Here is a 20052-nt window from a genome sequence, read left to right on the forward strand (position 1 = left end):
TCCCCGCACCTGCGGGGATGAGCCCACCCCGCCCGGTGACGGTGACCGGGTAGCGGAGTTTTCCCCGCACCTGCGGGGATGAGCCGTACCGCCCCAAGCATGGAGTGATGTACTTCCGGTTTTCCCCGCACCTGCGGGGATGAGCCTGTAAAATAGCGTAACAGTACGTTTCACGCTGTGTTTTCCCCGCACCTGCGGGGATGAGCCCACTAGGTCATGAAGAATGCGCCCCAGGGGAATGTTTTCCCCGCACCTGCGGGGATGAGCCGCGGGTAGCGATTATCGAAGTGCTGCATACCGCGTTTTCCCCGCACCTGCGGGGATGAGCCGACATGAACGGATCTAAGTACCGCGTAACCGGAGTTTTCCCCGCACCTGCGGGGATGAGCCCGACCTTGACCGCCAGATTTTCGACTTCAAGGAGTTTTCCCCGCACCTGCGGGGATGAGCCGTAGGCCGGTCTATTCTTTTAGCTGTCTGCCTAGTTTTCCCCGCACCTGCGGGGATGAGCCCTTGTCCCGGTAGCCTGTCTTTGATCTGGACCGGTTTTCCCCGCACCTGCGGGGATGAGCCCATCTTTATGTCGCATATCGCAGACGTCGCAAAGTTTTCCCCGCACCTGCGGGGATGAGCCCCCAACTCAAAAAATTCTTTGCTGCGATTCTCGGTTTTCCCCGCACCTGCGGGGATGAGCCCTTCGAGATGTGGCAATTGATCTGATCGAAGAAGTTTTCCCCGCACCTGCGGGGATGAGCCACTGGGGGGGTAGGGGGGGTGCCCCCAGCCGGGGGTTTTCCCCGCACCTGCGGGGATGAGCCCTATGACGATGATTACGGCTGGATACTGGAGGTGTTTTCCCCGCACCTGCGGGGATGAGCCGTAACCGACGCTCCACATCATTTCCGCGCCCTTGTTTTCCCCGCACCTGCGGGGATGAGCCCGCATTCTGGTTATCCACCGTCCACTGTTTCGCGTTTTCCCCGCACCTGCGGGGATGAGCCCCCCAGAAGGAGACAATGACATGACCCCCGAGCGTTTTCCCCGCACCTGCGGGGATGAGCCGCTGGAAGCACATATACAGCCCTTCGTCACGCTGTTTTCCCCGCACCTGCGGGGATGAGCCTGCAAGATCAAGACTACACGAAAGACATTTCGGGTTTTCCCCGCACCTGCGGGGATGAGCCCGCGTAGCTGCTCGATATGCCCGCCAACAGTGTGTTTTCCCCGCACCTGCGGGGATGAGCCCAGTAGATGGGGCGGTATTTTGTTGCCTGCCTGGTTTTCCCCGCACCTGCGGGGATGAGCCCTCCCGTGGTGTGATCCCCTAAAGCACACAAGAGTTTTCCCCGCACCTGCGGGGATGAGCCCTCCGCCACCACCTGCGCTTGTGCTTGATCGACGTTTTCCCCGCACCTGCGGGGATGAGCCCGCGTGGACAATCGGGAAAGACGAGGTGACCTAGTTTTCCCCGCACCTGCGGGGATGAGCCTAAGGCCTAGGAAGGGTAAAGGTACCTGAAGGCGTTTTCCCCGCACCTGCGGGGATGAGCCCGGAATTAACCGGGGGGATTGACTTGTCTCCCAGTTTTCCCCGCACCTGCGGGGATGAGCCCAAGCGTTAAGGCTAATTAAGGTTGATACACCTGTTTTCCCCGCACCTGCGGGGATGAGCCCCTCCCGCAACGGGAAGGTTCTCTTAATCAATCGTTTTCCCCGCACCTGCGGGGATGAGCCCCAGGCCACCACAACCAACACGACACATTCACAGTTTTCCCCGCACCTGCGGGGATGAGCCCTACCTCATGCTATCAATACTCGGCTTATTGAAGTTTTCCCCGCACCTGCGGGGATGAGCCCGAATATCTGTCGTATTCGAAGTCTGGGAATGAGTTTTCCCCGCACCTGCGGGGATGAGCCCGCAGCTTCAACATAAAATCTTCCGTGGCACCGGTTTTCCCCGCACCTGCGGGGATGAGCCCAAACACATCCCAGACGCGGGATATGTGAGCGTGTTTTCCCCGCACCTGCGGGGATGAGCCCCACTTCACGACAGGGCGCGCCACAATATCCTCGTTTTCCCCGCACCTGCGGGGATGAGCCGGTTACTGCTACGCCACACGAACCCCAGAAGGAGTTTTCCCCGCACCTGCGGGGATGAGCCCTCGAGCGGGTCATCGCCAACGAGCGCGATTGGGTTTTCCCCGCACCTGCGGGGATGAGCCGTACCGGCCTATTAACTGAATGAGGATTAGACAGTTTTCCCCGCACCTGCGGGGATGAGCCCACCCCCTCTCAATTTTTGTCAACTCGTCGGCAGTTTTCCCCGCACCTGCGGGGATGAGCCGTAAACATGAAGACTTCAGAACTTAAGAAGCTGGTTTTCCCCGCACCTGCGGGGATGAGCCGGCTTGAGGGCTAGGAATTTTCACGCGCGGGGGGTTTTCCCCGCACCTGCGGGGATGAGCCCAGCTATGTGGCGGAACCATCCCAAGTGGTATTGTTTTCCCCGCACCTGCGGGGATGAGCCCTAGTCCACGCCTTCATCAACGGGCTGCGGGCGGTTTTCCCCGCACCTGCGGGGATGAGCCCCCCACCTCTAAATTTTTGTCAACTCGTCGACAGTTTTCCCCGCACCTGCGGGGATGAGCCTTCCTAGGGGGTGTAGATAGTGGGGACGCCCCCGTTTTCCCCGCACCTGCGGGGATGAGCCCCAATCACTCTTGAGATTGATCGGCGCTAGCCTGTTTTCCCCGCACCTGCGGGGATGAGCCCCAGAACGCACCCAACGCACCAAACCAATCACCGTTTTCCCCGCACCTGCGGGGATGAGCCCCTAGGCGCGCGTAATCTGAGGGGTTGAGGTACGTTTTCCCCGCACCTGCGGGGATGAGCCCCATCATCGGTGAAGAAACCGGCCACTACCCGCGTTTTCCCCGCACCTGCGGGGATGAGCCCGCGGGGAATGGGACCAGCGCGACCGCTTTTAGGTTTTCCCCGCACCTGCGGGGATGAGCCCTCGTGTGTGTCCGGTTCCCCCTCTCGCACTCGGTTTTCCCCGCACCTGCGTGGATGAGCCCGCACCTGATAGGCCAGGTCAACAGCACTACCAGTTTTCCCGCACCTACGGACCCGATCCCACGCCTCAGGAAGTTTTTGCCCTTCGTCAATGAGGATCGTTCCAGGCTCAAAACGTTCAAAATTGGGATCGGCCTGGAATAATGCTTGATCTTCTTGCTGACCGAGGCGGATAGTTCGCTGAGAACGGTGCCTAGCGGTGGAAGTCTTACCCACGCCTTTCGGACCTCCAATAGCAACGGCTGCCACTTCGGGCATAAAGAGATCAAGCTGTTGCTCAAGGGCACGCGGAAGGTTACCATTTGAGCAACTCGAAGGTAACCATTTGAGCTACTCGAAGGTTACCGTTTGAGCGGATTAGCTATTGGGGAAATGATTTGGTAGCGCAGTCTCACGCTATCTGAATGGTCCAGCTCGAGCTTCAACGCTTCTAGAAAGTGCGCATACCCGTGTGGGCGGGACAAAAATCCTACCCGTCCCCGAGCTGTCGTCGCAGCGCGGAGCTTTCCTCAAGGAGCGCTTCGGATGAAATGTCGAGGGAAGTAAAGAACCTGTTCAAGGCGGGCGTTGCGGAAGAGACCAGTGCGATGCCCTGGTCTGTGATGGAGACGAGCACGCCGCGCCCGTCGCGAGGATCCGGCGAGCGCTCCACCAGTCCAGCCTGTTCAAGGGCGGACACCATGTGGGTAATCGAAGCGGGCGGGATGTTGAGCCGAGAGCTGGCCTTTTTCATGGGCAGGGCGCCAGTTCGGGAGAACATCAGCAGGGTGAGCAGCTCGAAGCGGGAAAACGTGATGCCGTAGGGTTTGAGGACTTGGTTGACGTGGGCGTCGAGAAGCGAGCCCAGTCGCACCAGCGAGGTGACCGTGGCCATGCCCAACGACGCCGCAGTCCAGCCCTTTTTATCCCAGTTCTGGCGGGGGAGGTCTACGGCGTCGATCGAGGTGGTCATGGGGGAGATGTTAACCCTTCAGTGATGGAAAATCCGAGTCGGAGAATTCGCAGGAGACAGAGGACGCGCCACCGTCGGCTGCGTGGATCTCGTTTTCGCGCTTGCGCAGATCCACACGACGGATCTTGCCAGACACGGTCTTTGGCAGCTCGTAGAACTCCAGGCGACGGATGCGCTTGTAAGGGGCGAGATTGTCGCGGCAGTGCTTCAGGATCGCCTCGGCGGTCTCCGCGTTAGGCTCAAAACCTGCTGCGAGGGCCACGTATGCCTTCGGCACGGCGAGGCGGATCGGATCCGGGGAAGGAACCACGGCGACCTCGGCCACGGCCTCGTGCTCAATCACGGCGGACTCGAGCTCGAATGGGGAAAGGCGGTAGTCGGAGGCCTTGAACACGTCGTCGTCGCGGCCCACGTAGGTGATGTAGCCGTCCTCGTCACGCTCGGCAATGTCGCCGGTGTGATAGTAGCCGTCGCGGAACACCTCCGCGTTCTTCTCATCGGCTTGGTAATACCCCGGGGTGAGGCCGACTGGGCGGGGATCGATGGAGAGACAGATCTCGCCGTGGTTGGTTTCCTCGCCGGTGATCGGGTCGATCAGTCGCACATCCATGCCTGGCAGCGGGCGGCCCATGGAACCCGGCTTGACTGGTTGGCCTGGGGTATTGGCGATTTGCAGTGAGGATTCGGTCTGTCCGAAGCCGTCGCGGATGGTGGTGCCCCATGCACGTTCGACGGTGGCGATCATCTCCGGGTTCAAAGGTTCACCCGCGGCGACCAGCTTGGTCGGTGGGGTCTTGAGGCGGGTCAGATCCGCCTGCGCGAGCATGCGCCACACGGTCGGTGGGGCACAGAAACTGGTCACCCCTTCGCGGGCCATGGTGTCCATGAGGGCGGCGGCGTCGAAACGGGTGTAGTTGTAAATGAAGATGGTGGCACCGGCGATCCACGGCGCGAAGAAGTTCGACCAGGCGTGCTTCGCCCAGCCCGGCGCCGCCACGTTGAGGTGCACGTCCTGCGGGGTGAGACCAATCCAGTACATGGTGGTCAGATGACCCACCGGGTATGACGTGTGGGTGTGCTGAACCAGCTTCGCCTTCGAGGTGGTGCCGGAGGTGAAGTAGAGGAACAGCAGTTCGTCGGCACGCGTATCGACGGCTGGGGTGAACTCTTCTGGTGCCTGGAAAGAATCAGAGAACTGGATAGTCGGGTGGGAGGTTTGCGTTGGCGCCTCGTCGCCACACTGGATGATGGTGAAATCTCCCGTGACATCCTGAAACTTCTCCGCGTCCTCCGGGTTGACGATGACCCAAGACACCTCGGCTCGTTCGGTGCGATCCTGCAGGTCGGCGGTGCCCAGCATCGCGGTTGCTGGGTTCATCACGAAGCCACCCTTGATACAAGCGAGCATGGATTCCCACAGCTCGACCTGGTTGCCGAGCATGAGCATAATGCGGTCACCGCGCTTCACGCCGAGGGAGGTGAGCCAGTTGGCCATCTGATTGGAACGCTGCTTGAGCTGGCCGAAGGTGCGGCGGGTTTCCGAGCCGTCGATCTCGATAATCACCAACGCTTCGTCGTCATCAGGGAGCGAGTCGAACCAGTCGAGGGCGAAGTTGAACTTGTCAAAGCGGGGCCATTCGAAGGCCTCGCGGGCGGAAGCCCAATCCTGCTGATGAGAGATCAGCAGGTCGCGGGCCGCGCGGAATTGTTCGGTCACGGTCTGGTTGGTGGTCATGGTGGCTCCTCTTCGAAGTTCAACTTCAGTGGGGAACTGTTGAGTGATCCAGCTCCACCACAATGGTTAATTGTGATTTGGGTCGCAAGTGAGCTTAGTTGCAAGTTGAACTAATTGCGAGGAGTCGGGGGTAAAAAATTAGACGCGTGTCACAATTCCGTGCAGGATGAGCTTGCCGAGCTCCCGGTACGCATCTGCAAAGGGCAAGGTAGCAGCGTATGTTCCCTGCTGAATCTGTTCCATCGTGCTGCGGATGATGAGGGTGAGAAATTCTGGCGCGGTGGTGGAAAACTCCCCCTTCTCCACGCCCTTGTCGATGATTCCGGCGATCTTTTCCGTTGCGGCTGCGGTGTTGAGTTCGTACACCTCGCGGGCGACTGGTTCTGTAGCAAGATCTCGCATAAAGGCAGGCGAGGCTGGTTCAAGCGCGCTGGTCATCGCGCTGAAATAGGTTTCCAGGATCGCCTGTTGGGTGCGCAGTCCCGCTAGCTGGGCATCTACCTGGCGGGTGACTTCCTTGAAGAAAGTGACCAGAATGCGCCGAATGATGTCGTCGCGCGTCCTACCCAACGCATATACGGTCGACTTGCTGCAATGGTGGGCAGCTGCTGCACCGTCAATGGTGAAATCGGCGAAGCCGTGGGTGAGGAAGTGGGTGTACAGGGCGTCGAAAAGCTCGCGCTGGCGGGGGGTAAGCACAAAAACTCCTCAGAAAGTAGTGACGTGGCGCACAATTGACTGTACGCTAGCCAATGAAAGCGTACTGATTACTTTACCGCCCTACTTTGAGAGGAACGACAATGCCTCCTATTCTGTCCACCATTGCAACGGACTTCCCGAAGGTCCAATTCCCTCACGCTGACATCCTCGGTGTCGCGGACATGCTCACTCCAGAGGAGCAGGCCCAGCTGCAAACCATTCATGAGTTCCTGCAGACCGAGATCCGCCCGAACGTTGGCGAGTACTGGGATCGGGAGGAACTTCCCTTCGACATGCTGCCGAAACTCGCCGAGCATGGCCTGGGTGAACTCGACTTCATCTCCGATTCCCGCCTGTTCAAAGGCCTCGTCTACGCCGAGGTCACCCGCGCCGATGTCTCCCTCTCTGCGCTGGTGGGAATCCACAACGAGCTCATCGTTGATTTCATCAACGCCATGGGTACCCAGGAGCAGAAGGACACCTGGCTGCCGGGGCTGCGGAAGTTCCAAAATGTTGGCTGCTTCGCCCTCACTGAACCCGATCACGGCTCCGACATCGCCGGCGGCCTCGCCACCACAGCTCAAAAAACCAACGACGGCTGGGTGATCAACGGCGAAAAACGCTGGATCGGCGCCGGCACCTTCGCGGACTTTGCCCTCGTCTTCGCCCGCGATCTGGACGATAACGAAATCAAGGGCTTCCTCGTCGAACTCGACCGCGACGGTGTCACCCGCGGGAAGATCTCCCGCAAGATGGGTCTGCGCATCATGCAGAACGCCGATCTGAAGTTCGAGAACGTTGAGATCCCGTTGGCGAATGCATTGCCTGGCGCCGCTTCCTTCGCAGCCACCAACGTACTGCTGCGCAACTCCCGCGCCTGGGTCGGCTGGCAGGGCGCCGGCATCCAGCTCGCCATGTTCGAAGCCGCCCGCCGCTACGCCATCGAACGTGAGCAGTTCGGCCGACCGCTGGCAAAGTTCCAGCTCATCCAGGAGCCACTGACCCGGATCCTGGGCAACGCAACGGCGTCGCTTAGCATGATGGCGCAGGTCGCCCGCATCCAGCAGGACGATCAGATGGACATGCCACATGCCGCCCTCGCGAAGGCCACCACCACCCGCCTGGCCCGCGAATCCGCCGCCGCCTGCCGCGGCATCTTCGGCGGCAACGGCATCTGCACCGACTATGAAGCCTCCAAACTCATGTCCGACGCCGAAATCCTCTTCACCTACGAAGGCACCTACGAAATCAACTCACTCATCGTCGGCCGCGCCGTCACCGGCACCTCCGCATTCGTATAAGGAGACGTTATGGACCTCACTGGAAAAGCAGCAATCATCACCGGCGGCGCATCCGGCCTGGGCGCCGCCACCGCCCGCGCGCTTCACGACGCCGGAGTCAAGGTCTACTCATTCGACCTGCAAGCAGGGGATATTGAGGGCGTTGACTATCGCGTTGTTGATGTAACTTCTGCTGACGCAGTCACTGAGGCTGTGCAGTCGGTGGCATCCGAAGCTGAGCTGCGCGTTTTGGTCGCCTGTGCCGGTATTTGCCCATCGCAGCGCATTGTGGGGCGCAAGGGCCCGCATGACCTGGGGCTGTATGCTAAGACGATTCAGGTGAACTTGATCGGCACGTTTAACGTGCTCACCGCGTTTTCTTCAGTTGTCAGTGAGCTGGAGCCACTTGATTCCGACGGCCAGCGTGGCGTCGCGATCATGACCGCTTCCGTCGCCGCCTTCGAGGGCCAGGTCGGCCAAGCGGCTTACGCATCCTCCAAGGGTGGCATCTACGCGCTCACCATCACCGCAGCCCGCGACCTGGCGTCCCTGGGAATCCGAGTGTGCTCGATCGCGCCGGGCGTGGTGAACACCCCGATGATGGCCTCTATTTCCGAGGAATTCCGTACCGAGCTGGAATCCCGCGTGCAGTTCCCGTCCCGCATGGCATCCCCTGACGAGTATGCGTTGCTGGTGCAGCAGATCGTGGCCAACAACTACCTCAACGGCGAGACGATTCGCCTGGACGGTGGCCTGCGCATGCCACCGCGGTAGGTGATGTGGGTGCTCTGGCGGGGTTTTCGGGCTTTAAGCACTGTTCGACGATATTAAATTGACGATGCTTCCTGGATATCGATGATTTTCATTAGGCCGACCTGCAAGCATCGTCAATTTAATATCGTCATTCCCGTGGTGTGGTTCCCGCCCTGGTAGTTCCTTAGCTTGAGATCCTGGGGTTGGGGACGTTGCGTTGTCTGGGTTCGGTAGTGCTGATGTTGAATTGACGATGTTTCCTGGAGGTCGATGATTTTCATTAGCGTGACCTGCAAGCATCGTCACTCCAACATCGTCATTCCCGTGGCGTGATTCTCGCCTTGTAATTTCTTAGCTTGAAATCCTGGGTTGTGGGACTTTGCGCTGTCCGATTCCATGATGCTGATATTGAATTGACGATACTTCCTGGATGTCGATGATTTTCATCAGCGTGACCTGCAAGCATCGTCATTCCAACATCGTCATTCCCGTAGTGGGGAGCAAGAATCTTCTTTTGCTGGAACACCCCTACCCATACGGTTGCAGTCCCCAGTAGGGGAACACTGCCTTTGATGTGGCCTTCATTGCAGCGCTAGCCCCGGAGTGCATGATCTGATCCAAGCTGAGCGCATTGACCAGAAAGGCTGCGCCGGGATCTCCCCAGGTCACTGAGCAGGGCGCGCCGACCCGACGGGACCAGTTGTGTGGCATGGGAGCGGTCGGCTCGAAGGGTATTCCGGCGACCGCCGCCATAAGAGCGACCCAGATCCGGGCGACGCTATCGCGGTGGTAGCCACCGCCTCCTAAAGCTACCCAGCGTCCCGAGGCGTAGCGATCCGCCCAGCGCCCGATGGAAGAATAGGCCCGGTAGAGAGCGTCGACTGATAAGCGCAGGTCGGCCAAAGGATCGTCGCGGTGTGGGTCCGCCCCGTGCTGGGAAATGATGATCTCGGGGCGACATACCTTGAGGATCTGCGGGATTAGGGAATGCACGCACCGTAGCCACTCCTCGTCCGAGGTGTCTCGGTCCAGTGCAATGTTCACGGCGGTGCCTAAGGCGGAAGGTCCGCCGATGTCGTGGGCGAACCCGGTACCGGGGAACAGGTAGAGGCCGGATTCGTGGATGGAGATGGTGAGCACGCGTGGGTCGTCCCAGAACTCCTGCTCCACGCCGTCGCCGTGGTGGGCGTCCACGTCGATATACGCCACCCGCTGCGCGCCTTTGTTTAAGAGTGAACGGATCGCGATGGCGGCGTCGTTGTACATGCAAAAGCCGGACATTCGATCCGGGAACGCGTGGTGCAACCCACCCGAAATGTTAACGGCCCGCTTCCGGCGCCCGGACCATACTTCTTCGGCGGCGGCCACGGTTGCGGACACGATGTGGGCGCCAATGGACTCCATTACCGGCGTTACTACTGGATTGTCTTCGACCCCGATTCCGTGTTCCAGCGAAGGTTCACCCGCGAGCAAAGCATCAATGTATGCGGGGGAGTGAACCATTTCCAGCAGTGCGCGCGTGGGGGCCGGCGGAACTTCCAGGTCAAAGTGGGACAGGATCCCGAAGTAGTCCGCGAGTTCCACGGCCAAGCGGACACGATCCGCGCCCATCGGATGCGTGTCGCCGAGGTTGTAACCGTAGAGGGCGTCGTCGAGAAGCAACAGCGGTTTCATAGCGATCGTGCCAGCGGGTCGCGTTCGGTGGCCAGTGGGGCGAGGCGCAGGCGGGCGCCGACGACCGTGGTGCCGTCATTGCTGGCGATCACCGGGGTGAGCTCAATATCCACGATCGCGGCGATATCGTCCTTCATGCGCGCCACCTGCATAATCAGCTGCTCGATCTGGTCGAGCTGGGCGGGCAGGGAACCGCGGTAACCCATGAGCAGCGGGGCGGCGCGCAGCTGCTCGATCATGGCGCGGGCGTCGGTGCGGCGAAGTGGTGGGACACGCCAGGTGGTGTCGCCGAGCAACTCCGACGGCGGGCCGACGACCCCGAGCGAAACCATCGGCCCCAGCACTGGATCCTCAATCGCACGAATCGACAGGGTGGTTCCCGGCTTCACCGTGGGTTGCACGACTGCTTCGAACCCGATGCCGAGGTCATGAGCCATCGTCTCCAGCGTCTCCCACGCCGTGGTGAGCGCCTCCGCGGAGGTGAGGTGGCGCATGACTGCGGAGAGCTCCGGGCGCCCGCGCACAGCGGAGTGGATGTTCTTGAGCACCACGTTCCAGCCGTACCCCTCGGCGGCAGCTAACGCTTCTGCCAGAGACTTCACCGGCGTCCACGGGATCAGATTGATGCCATACGTGCGCAGGATCTCGGCGGATTCTTCATCGGTGGCCCAGCGCCCCTGCGGGGATTCATTCAGGATCTGCTGCACTGCCTGCGTCGCGGCGGTTTTGTCGCCTTCGCCGAACTCATCGTCCGGAGTGGGGCGGGTGGCGGCGCGCTGCTTCTCGGACGCCAAAATGCGCGAGACTGCCTCGATGGCGTCAGCGTAGGTGCCGAAGACCGGGAGCTGTCCGCGCTGCTCGGGGCCGGAAAGATCCTCTGTTACGGGGCGGAACCCAACAAACGTGCTGATGAGAGGAGTGTTTTCTGTGGTGGCCGCGAGTTGTTGTAGTCCAGCGTAGGCTGCCTCGAAAAGTTCCTCGCCGATCTCCACAATGCCACTGAGCACCACGTCCGAGGTCTGTAGCGCCTTTTCGGTAGCTGCGAGAATCCCCTCGACGGGATCTTCCAATACCGTGACCGCGGTGGGCTCCAGCCCGAAACGCTGCGCCGACTGCGTCATTTGCGCAGTAAGCCCCGCGGAATTGGAGATAACCGTGATCCGCGGGCCGCGCGGTACCGGCTGGCGCGCGAGCAGCTGAGCAATATCAAACATGGTTTCGCGACGCGTGACCACCATCGCCCCGGTGTTGCGGATGACCTCGTCGAGCGCCTGCGTGGAGGCAGTTTCCAGGCTGTCCAGCTGGTAGTGGCGAGCGGATTTCAGCGCGCGACTCGGGATGAACACCACCACGCGCTTTTCCAGCGCCAAGCGCGAGAGAACCCGGAAGAACTTGCGGGGGTTACCGATCGAATCCAGGGATAACAAGCAGATCTCGGTTTGTTCGTCGTCGGCCCAGTATTGGATCACGTCGTTGCCGGTGACGTCACCAAACGAGCCAGCGCCGATGAACGAACTCAGGCCCGAGCCTCGCTTCAACGCGTAAGAGAGGGTGAGCGTCGCAACGCCAGCAGACTGCGTAAACAACCCCACCGTGCCCGTGCGCGGCATCGGCGCCGGCGAGGCATTCAGCTGGGTGTGAGTGTTGATAAGGCCGACCGCCGCCGGGCCCAACGCGCGCAGGCCATAATCGCGCGCCTTATCGACGAACGCCTTCGCATCCTCGAGTGTCAGACCAGGGTTCGTAGAACCTGCGAGCGCCACCACCCCGAACGCATGCTTTTCTGCAGCACATTTCAGGGCGTCTTCAAAAGTATCCGGGTCATGCTCCACGATCACCAGATCTGTATTGTCCGGGATCTGCTTGTAGTCAGTGGTGCCGGTGTGGATGCGGAGCTCGCCCTGGAAGCGGGCCTTCGTGAGGTTCGGGATTACCGCCTGCATGTGGTCGACATCGCCAATCACGGCCACCGACTTCGGCTGGAGCAGCCGCCGGATCGAATTCGCCTCCGCACGCAACTCCCGGCGGGCCATGACCTCTTTTGATGTCTCAGTGGGGTCGATCGGGAAATTCACCGTGATGAAGCCATCCTCTAGCTCCGGATTTACTCGATAACCAGCCTTGATGAAGGTCTGCACCATCGTCCGGTTCTGGGTAAGCATCTCCGCGAAGAAGGTCTCGATGTCACATTCCCGGCCAATCTGCGCCAAGTGCTCCAGCAGAATATTGGCCACACCCTTATGATGGTGATCGTCCTGCACCAGGAAGGACACATCAGCGGTGCGCGTTTCACCCGGGATCAGCGCGTACTTGGCCGTAGCCACAATACTGTCCCTGTCCACCATGACCAACGTGACGCGGTCATGGTGATCCACATCCACCCAGTTATCCAGGTCCTCCTCAGTGAGCACCGGGTGTGCTGCGAAAAACCGCAGGTACTTCGACCTATCGGAGACGCGGGAATAGAAGTCCTGTAGCCCATCGCGGTCTGAAGCGCGCACAGGGCGCAGCGTGACAATATCGCCGTCATTAAGGACGACATCAGCTTCCCAATGCTGCGGAGTAATCATGTGATCGAGCTTACAGTGGTGCAGGTGCTCTCGGGTGGGGTTTAGGCGGTGGGTTTCGGCTGGTGGGTTTCGCTGATATTGGATTGACGATGATTCCTGGATGCCGGTGGTTTTCATTAGCGCGACCTGGAAACATCGTCAATGTAACATCGTCAAAAGATCCAGGACACTAAAATCTGCCCCATGGCCACTGAACTCATCGAAGAATGGATCCCGGATACAAAAACCGCGATGCTGATGAACGTCGGTGGCATTATCTCCACGTTTGGCGCGATCCTTGGGTTCGCCACGCTGTACTCCGTGGCTCATCCGGGTCCGCATACCATCGAGTTTTCGGCCCGTGAATTGGGTTTCCTGTTGGGTTCATTGCTGCTGATTCTGTTTCTTATGGTGGTTCACGAACTGTTGCATGGTTTCGCGTTGCGCACCCTTGGCCACAAGCCGAAGTATGGAGCCACCATGGTTGGTGGTGTCATGCCCGCGTTTTATTGCACCGCGCCCGGCGCGCGACTAAGAAAAGCCGGGTTCACGTATGTGGCTCTCTTGCCGGGGATTGTACTAGTGATAGTGCCGGCGGTTTACATTCTTGCTGGTCTGCCGCTTGCGGGGTGGTTGGTTGTTCCCGCTGGTGTGCTGCTGGGTGGTGCTATCGGTGACTGGTTCATGACGTATAAGGCGCTCCGCGCGCCGAAGTTCGCTCAGATCGAGGATATGAAAGACGGGCTGCGTATCTGGCGCTAGCTCACCCCAAACAGGCGCTGTTGGTTCTCCAGGATTGCGGGGACCATGTCTGTCCCGCGCAGAGATGAGATCGCAGCAGCGGTTTCGTGCAGTGCTTGGGATACATCGCGGGCGTGTTCCGTTTCGACTTGCTCGCGTGAGGAAGGGAAGTCGGTCTCTAACAAGATCCGATCCGCCGGTACCTGTTTCACAAAGGCCCGGCCTCGTTTGGTTTCCAGCATCCGGGGATTGACGGAGATGTAGCCGCCCATTCTGATTAGCCTGGTGAGCTCATCGGAGTTTCCGGAAAACCAGTGAATGATTGGGGTAGCGGGGCAATCTTCTAGGGCATCCAGTACCGCTGATGCGGAGCGCACCGCATGAATGGACATCACGTGCCCCTCATCAAGGGCGGAAACAATGTGCCTGAAAGCTCGCTGCTGCAGGTCAGCGTTGTCGAGGCGGCGCGGGGAAAAATCCAGCCCGATCTCGCCGATGAATCGGGTGAGGTGCACTGCGTCGTCGAAAAGCTCGAGCTGCTTGTCCATGTCCGATGCCACCCACCACGGGTGGTAGCCCAGCGACCGCAGCGGGCCGGGGGTAAAAGAGGAGGGCAGGACGGTTTGCGCGACCACCTGCACATCCAGCGCGGCGAGGAAAGCATCGGGATCGGATAAAAAGTCCAGGTGGTAGTGGGTGTCTAAGAGCATTCGAGAGCCAGGGCTTCCTCGCGGGAACGGAACAGGCGGGGTGGGCGGGGCATCGGCTCGAGGCCGCAGAGGCGACGGATGACCTTGCCTGCGATCATCATGCCCATGATCGGTGGCATGTAACTCATCGAACCGAGCGTCTCCGCCTTGGTGGTGCCGTGGCCGGGGCGCTGTGGGATCTCGGTGGAAAACAGCACCTCGACGCCCTTGATGCGTCGCTTGTTGCACTCCAGGCGCATGACTTTGGAGAGCTGGCACACGGTGGTTTTACGCAGATTCGCGAATTTCAGTTGGGTGGGGTCCAAGCGGTTGGCGGCGCCCATGGAACTGAGCAGCGGAATCCCGTTCGAGGCACACCAGTGCGCGACCGCCAGTTTCTGCGACACCGTATCAATGCAGTCGAGCACGTAGTCGGGACGCGGTAGCTCGTCCAAAACGGCGGGGACGTTGTCCGCAGTGAGGAACACCTGCTGAGCGATGACGGAGGCAGCCGGGTTGATGTCGTGGATTTTCTCCGCCATAACCTCGGCCTTTACCCGTCCGATGGTGGAGGTGAACGCGATCAGCTGCCGGTTGATGTTGCTGGCTTCCACGGTGTCACGATCCAGGATGATCAGATTCCCCACCCCACCACGGGCAAGCGCTTCCGCGCACGCCGAACCGACACCACCGAGGCCAAGGACCATGACGGTGGCATTCTTGAGGTTTTCCAGGCCGTCGTCGCCGAGCAGGAGGTGGAGGCGGGCGTGACGTTCATCGTGAATGGGCATGAGGCTCCTGGGTTCCGGTGGTATTAGCTCTGGGGTGGTGGTGACCCACTCCTACTGTAGTGATCCAGAAAAACAAAAACCCAGCCACGCGTGGCCGGGTGTTGGAGCCAACAATAATGGTTCGCGCATCACTTAAGAAACACTCCTAGATAGCGGACGTAACCTTTCGTTCTTTCCCTGATGAAGGTATGTCAATGCCCCGGCGAGAATACCTGTCCAGATTTCTCCGTCAGATAGCGCTCCACCGGGGCTTCGTTGCAGATTCTAGCGGACCCTTGCAACTTCGCCATTCAAGCAGGACCGTTGGAGCAAAGAAGTAGATCTAGCTGTAGCGCGTTTGTAGTTCAGCGCGCAGGTCGCGGGAATACTGGGTTTGGTAGGCGACAAGGAATCGTTTTGCTATCCATTTTGGAAGCAGCTTATTTCGAAGGTGCACATCCTCGACAAATCTGACTTGGCAGCTGCCTCTTCCCGTGGGCTCAAGGATCCCCTGCCATGTCCCAACCAGGGTTGGTGAGTCCATTTGAAATTCCCAAATGTGCGGTGGCTCGAAGCAGGTCGTACGAAAACGAATGGGTTTTCCTTTCTTCGGAATCTCGATAAACCTATGCTCGTCGATTAGCTCGCAATCAGCTAGATCGCTACGCCATTTCCAGTTCGTTAGGTCGGTGATCACCTGCCAGATTTGGTGGGGCGTATAGGGAAGTTGTTCTTCCCAAGTGACAACGAGGTTTCCCATGTCTAACCACCTTTCCTATGCATCATTATAGGGCTGGGGACGAAAACTCTATGGCGGGTGACGGCACCAGCAGCATTGGAGGACACCGCTATTGGTAATGCGGTCGGTGCCTGTTGACAAGATCAAGCCTGAGCCGTACGCACGATAGGTGGGGATTCAGGATGAGGGGAACCTGGGCCCGGTTGGGGACCGTGGCGTCCCTTACCCCAAAACAAAAACCCAGCCACGCGTGGCCGGGTCATGGAGCCGATGACGGGAATCGAACCCGCGTATTCAGCTTGGGAAGCTGACATTCTACCATTGAATTACATCGGCAATTGCTACTTGCAATAGAGAGCATTCTAGCACCAGGGGCTCGGTATTGGAAAACGGGCTGCGTTACACTTAACAACATGCTGCTTTCAGATCGTGATATCCGCGCTGCCATCGAGAACGATGAGCTTGGCATTGAGCCGTTTGAGGAGAAGATGATCCAGCCGTCGTCAATTGACGTGCGTATGGATCGCTTCTTCCGTGTGTTTAATAATCAGAAGTACACGCACATTGATCCGAAGCTGCAGCAGGATGAACTGACTAGCGAGATTGAGGTGCAGGACGGCGAGCCGTTTATTCTGCACCCTGGCGAGTTTGTGCTCGCGGCGACCTACGAGAAGTTCACCCTGCCAGCGCACCTGGCGGGCCGTCTTGAGGGGAAGTCCTCCCTAGGGCGCCTTGGTCTGCTGACGCACTCCACCGCTGGTTTTATTGACCCGGGTTTTTCGGGTCACATCACCTTGGAGCTGTCGAACGTGGCTAACCTGCCAATCGCACTGTGGCCAGGGATGAAGGTGGGCCAGTTGGCGCTGTTCAAGATGAGCTCTCCCGCGGAGACGCCGTATGGCAGCGGCAAGCTGGGCTCCAAGTACCAAGGACAGCGGGGGCCAACCCCAAGCAAGGCGTATCTGAACTTTAGGTAACGAAGTCAGCGCGCTCCCGTATCCGGGACTAGATTGGACTGTTATGCGTATGACAGTCATCGGAACCGGATACTTGGGCGCTACCCACGCTGCCTGTATGGCAGAACTTGGCCACGACGTCCTGGGCGTGGACGTGGATGAGAGCAAGATTGCCGCGCTGCAAAACAGCACGGTGCCTTTCTATGAACCGGGCCTACCGGAGGTGCTGGAGCGCAACATCGCCGCGCAACGCCTGAGCTTCACGACGTCCTACGCTGAAGCCGCGTCCTTTGCCAACGTCCACTTCCTGGGGGTCGGCACTCCGCAGCAGCGTGGCTCCTACGCGGCGGACCTTACCTACGTCTTCGCGGTGATCAAGGATCTGGTGCCGAAGCTTAAGGGGCGGAACGTGATTTTCGGTAAGTCCACCGTCCCAGTAGGCACCGCTGCTGAGCTGCAGCAATTGGCCGATGAGCTGGCCCCGGAGGGGACCAGTGTGGAGATCGCCTGGAACCCGGAATTCCTGCGCGAGGGGTACGCGGTGCAGGACACGATCACCCCGGACCGCATCGTGTTGGGAACGCGCGCTGAAGACAGCGAAGCGGAGCAGATCGCGCGCGAGGTGTACGCGATCCCTCTGAACAATGACACCCCGTTCATCGTCACGGATCTGCAGACCGCCGAACTGGTGAAGGTGTCCGCAAACGCCTTCTTGGCCACCAAGATTTCCTTCATCAACGCCGTCTCGGAGGTGTGCGAGTTGGTGGGGGCGGACGTCGTCAAGCTTGCCGACGCCATCGGCTACGACGACCGCATCGGCCGGAAGTTCCTCGGCGCCGGGCTCGGCTTCGGCGGTGGCTGCCTACCTAAGGATATCCGCGCGTTCATGGCCCGCGCCGGCGAACTGGGCGCTGACCAGGCACTTACTTTCCTTCGTGAAGTTGACGCGATCAACATGCGCCGTCGCGACCGCATGGTGCTGCTCGCGCGGGAGGCCTGCGGCGGCAACCTCCTTGGCCACAACGTGACGGTGCTCGGCGCGGCGTTCAAACCCAATTCCGACGACGTGCGGGATTCACCAGCGCTCTCCGTCGCCGGGTCGCTGTCCCTGGCCGGCGCCCAGGTGACGGTTTACGATCCGCAGGGCATGGATAACGCCCGCAAGGTCTTCCCGACCTTGAACTACGCGTCCTCCACCGATGACGCACTGCGCGGGGCCGACGTCGTGGTGCTAGCCACCGAATGGCAAGAATTCAAGGAACTCGACCCCGTCCACGCCGCTGACCTGGTGCGAAAGAAGGTCATGCTGGATGGTCGTAACGTCCTGCCGGTTGAGAAATGGCAGGATGCTGGCTGGACCGTGCAAGCGCTCGGCAGGAGCCTTTAACGAGCCGGTCGAACAGTGAACGCCGCGATGGCGGTGGTGAGCGGAATAGCGCACACCATCGCCAGGGCGCCCACCCCGGAGCGCATGAGCTCGGTGGCCATCACATGGCTGGTGAGCGTCTGTGACAGCGGGCGGTTTGCCACGTGCAACAGCAGCAACATTGGCAGGGCTGCACCCGTGTAGGACAGCACGAGGGTGTACACCATGGATGCGATATGGTCCTGGCCCACCCGCATCGCGCTGATGAACACTGCCCACGGCGACGCCTGTGGCGAGGATTCGTACAGCTCGTTCACCGTCGATGCTTGAGCGATGGTGACGTCATTGAGCACCCCCAGCGCGCCGATGATGAACCCACACAGCATCAGCCCCGAGACGGAGATGTCCGGAAGATACAGCTGGATGAGCAGGTTGTTTTCATCTCCCAGGCCCTGCAAATCATTGGACGCGATGGCGTAGCGGGCCAATATGGCAGCAAACCCCAACGCGCTGAGGGTTCCTGCCAGCGCGGAGGTTGTTTTCCAACTGATGCCGTGCACCAGGAACAACGTGAGAAACAGGATCGCTGAGCCACACGTCAATGCCAGTAGGAGTGGTGAACCGCCGTGTGCGAGCCCGGGGAGTAAGAACACGCTGATCGCAGTGAAGGTGATGGCGAGGCCGATTAGCGAAAGCAGCCCGCGCAACACACCGATGGCCACAACGGCCCCGGCGATGAGCAGCCCCCACCACAGCAGCGTAGAACCACGCTGGAAATCCGCGAACGCGTAAATCAGGGAGCCGTCCGGACCTTTGGTTTCAGTGAGCCAAATGTGCTGGCCTTGGTGTAGTTCGTAACCCTCCGTCATCAGTAGCGTCGATTTGCCCTGGTTGGGGCCCTCTTCCAGGGCGACTAGCGCTCGGGGGCACAGGCTTCCGCGGTTGATAGTGGTGATGGGGTCGCCGTCGAAGGCCTTGCCTACCGACGGGCTGTTGCAGATCCCCGGTCGGGCATCCGTCACTGTACCCGACACTCGAGGCATGGCCAGGTTTGAGGACGCAGAAAACTTCTCGCTCACGTGCACCGGCGTGGAATCCGGCCACAGCCGCAACAATCCGAAAACTGTCGCCAGCGCCGCGCAGACTAAGGCAATGGCGACGATCAGCCGTGGGATGTTGGTCGGTGCCGGTTCCTTGCGACGCCTATGCCTAGTACGGGATGTGGGGGCAGTAACGGAATGGTGGTGGGCCATGCCAGCCGATTGTAATAAGTGATTGGTGAAGTTGAAACTTAAAAATGACGGACAAGAAATTAGTGTCTTGTCAGCAAAAGGAAGGGCGAACTGAGAAGTTAGCAAGAATAACAATCCTACTCTTTACTTCCTATGCTCGCCCACCTATCTTGAGGGCATATTAACGATCTTGTACTGAGGGATACTTGTGCTCACTTTTGCTTATCGCCTGTTGGAGATTGTTCTCATCGGCGTGGCTTTTACTCTTCCAACAACCGATCCACTGGCTGTGGCGTGCATCGCAATGATGGCAAGTGCAGCATTGAGCGTGATCGCACTGGTGCGGGGACTGGAAGGCGATAAGTACTACGCTTACGGAGTCGCAGTATCGGTCAGTGGTGGCCTCGCGTGGTTCTTGGAGCTTTCCCGCGATATTCCCGCGTGGCTGCTGTGGCTTCCAGTTGCCCTCATCGCCGTGGAGTATGTGATGCGCGGCGGTTCGTTATGGCATAACAAAAACAACTACGCCCGCCGAGCGGGTGCGTAGTTGTCTGGTTAAGTAGCAGAAAGTGTGTCTGTTGTCCGCGATAGGTCCTGGTCAAGGTATGCAAATGCATGTTTTATATTGCTTGAGGTCTTATAAACGCACAATCCTTGTTCAATACCGCGAGTGATACCGTACCTGTGCTAACAGGTGCGGTCACCTAACTCCGGTGACCAAAAACCGACCCCGATGCCCCCGTCTGCCGGGGACGAAAGCAAAAACAACGGCACCACCAAAACCAGAGCGGATCACATACACGCGGCGACCTTTTCGGGCCTTCCATGCTTATGCTGTCGGCT

The 20052-nt window shown here is 59.6% G+C and carries 15 protein-coding genes, 1 tRNA gene and 1 CRISPR repeat array (1 of these 17 cut by a window edge); of the genes, 6 read left to right on the forward strand and 10 right to left on the reverse strand.

Going from position 1 to position 20052, the window contains the following annotated elements:
* A CRISPR array of direct repeats spans positions 1-3075; the repeat unit is 28 nt; unit sequence GTTTTCCCCGCACCTGCGGGGATGAGCC; it begins 126 nt to the left of the window's first position.
* A 468-nt stretch (positions 3076-3543) separates the two neighbouring features.
* The 3 genes from HW450_RS08795 to HW450_RS08805 form a co-directional block, all read right to left on the reverse strand.
* Positions 3544-4026, reverse strand: a complete 483-nt coding sequence (locus HW450_RS08795; protein ID WP_182385269.1) for a MarR family transcriptional regulator — start codon at positions 4024-4026, stop codon at positions 3544-3546.
* A 10-nt stretch (positions 4027-4036) separates the two neighbouring features.
* Positions 4037-5761 carry an AMP-binding protein gene (locus HW450_RS08800; RefSeq protein WP_182385270.1) on the reverse strand — a complete coding sequence of 575 codons (1725 nt, stop codon included), beginning with the start codon at positions 5759-5761 and terminating at the stop codon, positions 4037-4039.
* Between the two features lie 138 nt (positions 5762-5899).
* Complete coding sequence (locus HW450_RS08805; protein WP_182385271.1) at positions 5900-6460, reverse strand: TetR/AcrR family transcriptional regulator; 561 nt, start codon at positions 6458-6460, stop codon at positions 5900-5902.
* A 101-nt stretch (positions 6461-6561) separates the two neighbouring features.
* On the opposite strand from HW450_RS08805, the gene HW450_RS08810 reads away from it, so the two are divergent.
* Positions 6562-7761, forward strand: a complete 1200-nt coding sequence (locus HW450_RS08810) for an acyl-CoA dehydrogenase family protein (protein WP_182385272.1) — start codon at positions 6562-6564, stop codon at positions 7759-7761.
* Between the two features lie 9 nt (positions 7762-7770).
* Positions 7771-8514: an SDR family NAD(P)-dependent oxidoreductase gene (locus tag HW450_RS08815; protein ID WP_182385273.1), complete on the forward strand. Its 744-nt coding sequence runs from the start codon at positions 7771-7773 to the stop codon at positions 8512-8514.
* 507 nt (positions 8515-9021) lie between these two features.
* On the opposite strand, the gene HW450_RS08820 is transcribed toward HW450_RS08815, so the two are convergent.
* Both HW450_RS08820 and HW450_RS08825 read right to left on the reverse strand, forming a co-directional pair.
* Positions 9022-10167 carry an acetoin utilization protein AcuC gene (locus HW450_RS08820; RefSeq protein ID WP_182385274.1) on the reverse strand — a complete coding sequence of 382 codons (1146 nt, stop codon included), beginning with the start codon at positions 10165-10167 and terminating at the stop codon, positions 9022-9024.
* Entirely contained in the window at positions 10164-12737 is a 2574-nt protein-coding gene (locus HW450_RS08825; RefSeq protein WP_182385275.1) for a GNAT family N-acetyltransferase, read from the reverse strand. The genes HW450_RS08820 and HW450_RS08825 overlap by 4 nt, the downstream gene beginning before the upstream one ends.
* 183 nt (positions 12738-12920) lie before the next feature.
* Here HW450_RS08825 and HW450_RS08830 point away from each other — a divergent pair, with 183 nt between their 5' ends.
* Entirely contained in the window at positions 12921-13478 is a 558-nt protein-coding gene (locus HW450_RS08830) for a DUF3267 domain-containing protein (RefSeq protein ID WP_182385276.1), read from the forward strand.
* Here the strand turns inward: HW450_RS08830 and HW450_RS08835 are convergent.
* The 4 genes from HW450_RS08835 to HW450_RS08850 all read right to left on the reverse strand — a co-directional run bounded on the left by HW450_RS08835 (position 13475) and on the right by HW450_RS08850 (position 15991).
* On the reverse strand, positions 13475-14167 hold the full coding sequence (locus HW450_RS08835; protein ID WP_182385277.1) for a TatD family hydrolase: 693 nt from the start codon (positions 14165-14167) through the stop codon (positions 13475-13477). The two genes, HW450_RS08830 and HW450_RS08835, sit on opposite strands and share 4 nt — an antisense overlap.
* Entirely contained in the window at positions 14158-14937 is a 780-nt protein-coding gene (locus HW450_RS08840) for a tRNA threonylcarbamoyladenosine dehydratase (protein WP_182385278.1), read from the reverse strand. The genes HW450_RS08835 and HW450_RS08840 overlap by 10 nt, the downstream gene beginning before the upstream one ends.
* Before the next feature lie 322 nt (positions 14938-15259).
* The gene (locus HW450_RS08845) at positions 15260-15676 is read right to left on the reverse strand and encodes an SRPBCC family protein (protein ID WP_182385279.1); all 417 of its coding nucleotides are present in this window, start codon (positions 15674-15676) and stop codon (positions 15260-15262) included.
* Positions 15677-15917: 241 nt separating this feature from the next.
* Positions 15918-15991, reverse strand: a tRNA-Gly gene (locus tag HW450_RS08850).
* 77 nt (positions 15992-16068) lie between these two features.
* Between HW450_RS08850 and dcd the strand changes: the two genes are divergently transcribed.
* Together dcd and HW450_RS08860 are read left to right on the forward strand one after the other, a co-directional pair.
* Entirely contained in the window at positions 16069-16632 is a 564-nt protein-coding gene (gene dcd / locus HW450_RS08855; protein WP_182385280.1) for a dCTP deaminase, read from the forward strand.
* A 49-nt stretch (positions 16633-16681) separates the two neighbouring features.
* Positions 16682-17998, forward strand: coding sequence for a UDP-glucose dehydrogenase family protein (locus HW450_RS08860; protein ID WP_182385281.1), 1317 nt, complete (start codon positions 16682-16684; stop codon positions 17996-17998).
* Here the strand turns inward: HW450_RS08860 and HW450_RS08865 are convergent.
* Entirely contained in the window at positions 17995-19230 is a 1236-nt protein-coding gene (locus HW450_RS08865) for a YibE/F family protein (RefSeq protein ID WP_182385282.1), read from the reverse strand. The two genes, HW450_RS08860 and HW450_RS08865, sit on opposite strands and share 4 nt — an antisense overlap.
* 187 nt (positions 19231-19417) lie before the next feature.
* On the opposite strand from HW450_RS08865, the gene HW450_RS08870 reads away from it, so the two are divergent.
* A complete protein-coding gene (locus HW450_RS08870) occupies positions 19418-19756 on the forward strand; it encodes a hypothetical protein (protein WP_182385283.1) in 339 nt (112 codons plus the stop codon).
* Positions 19757-20052: the final 296 nt, after the last annotated feature.

This window comes from Corynebacterium hindlerae, assembly GCF_014117265.1.
GTDB classification, from domain to species: domain Bacteria; phylum Actinomycetota; class Actinomycetes; order Mycobacteriales; family Mycobacteriaceae; genus Corynebacterium; species Corynebacterium hindlerae.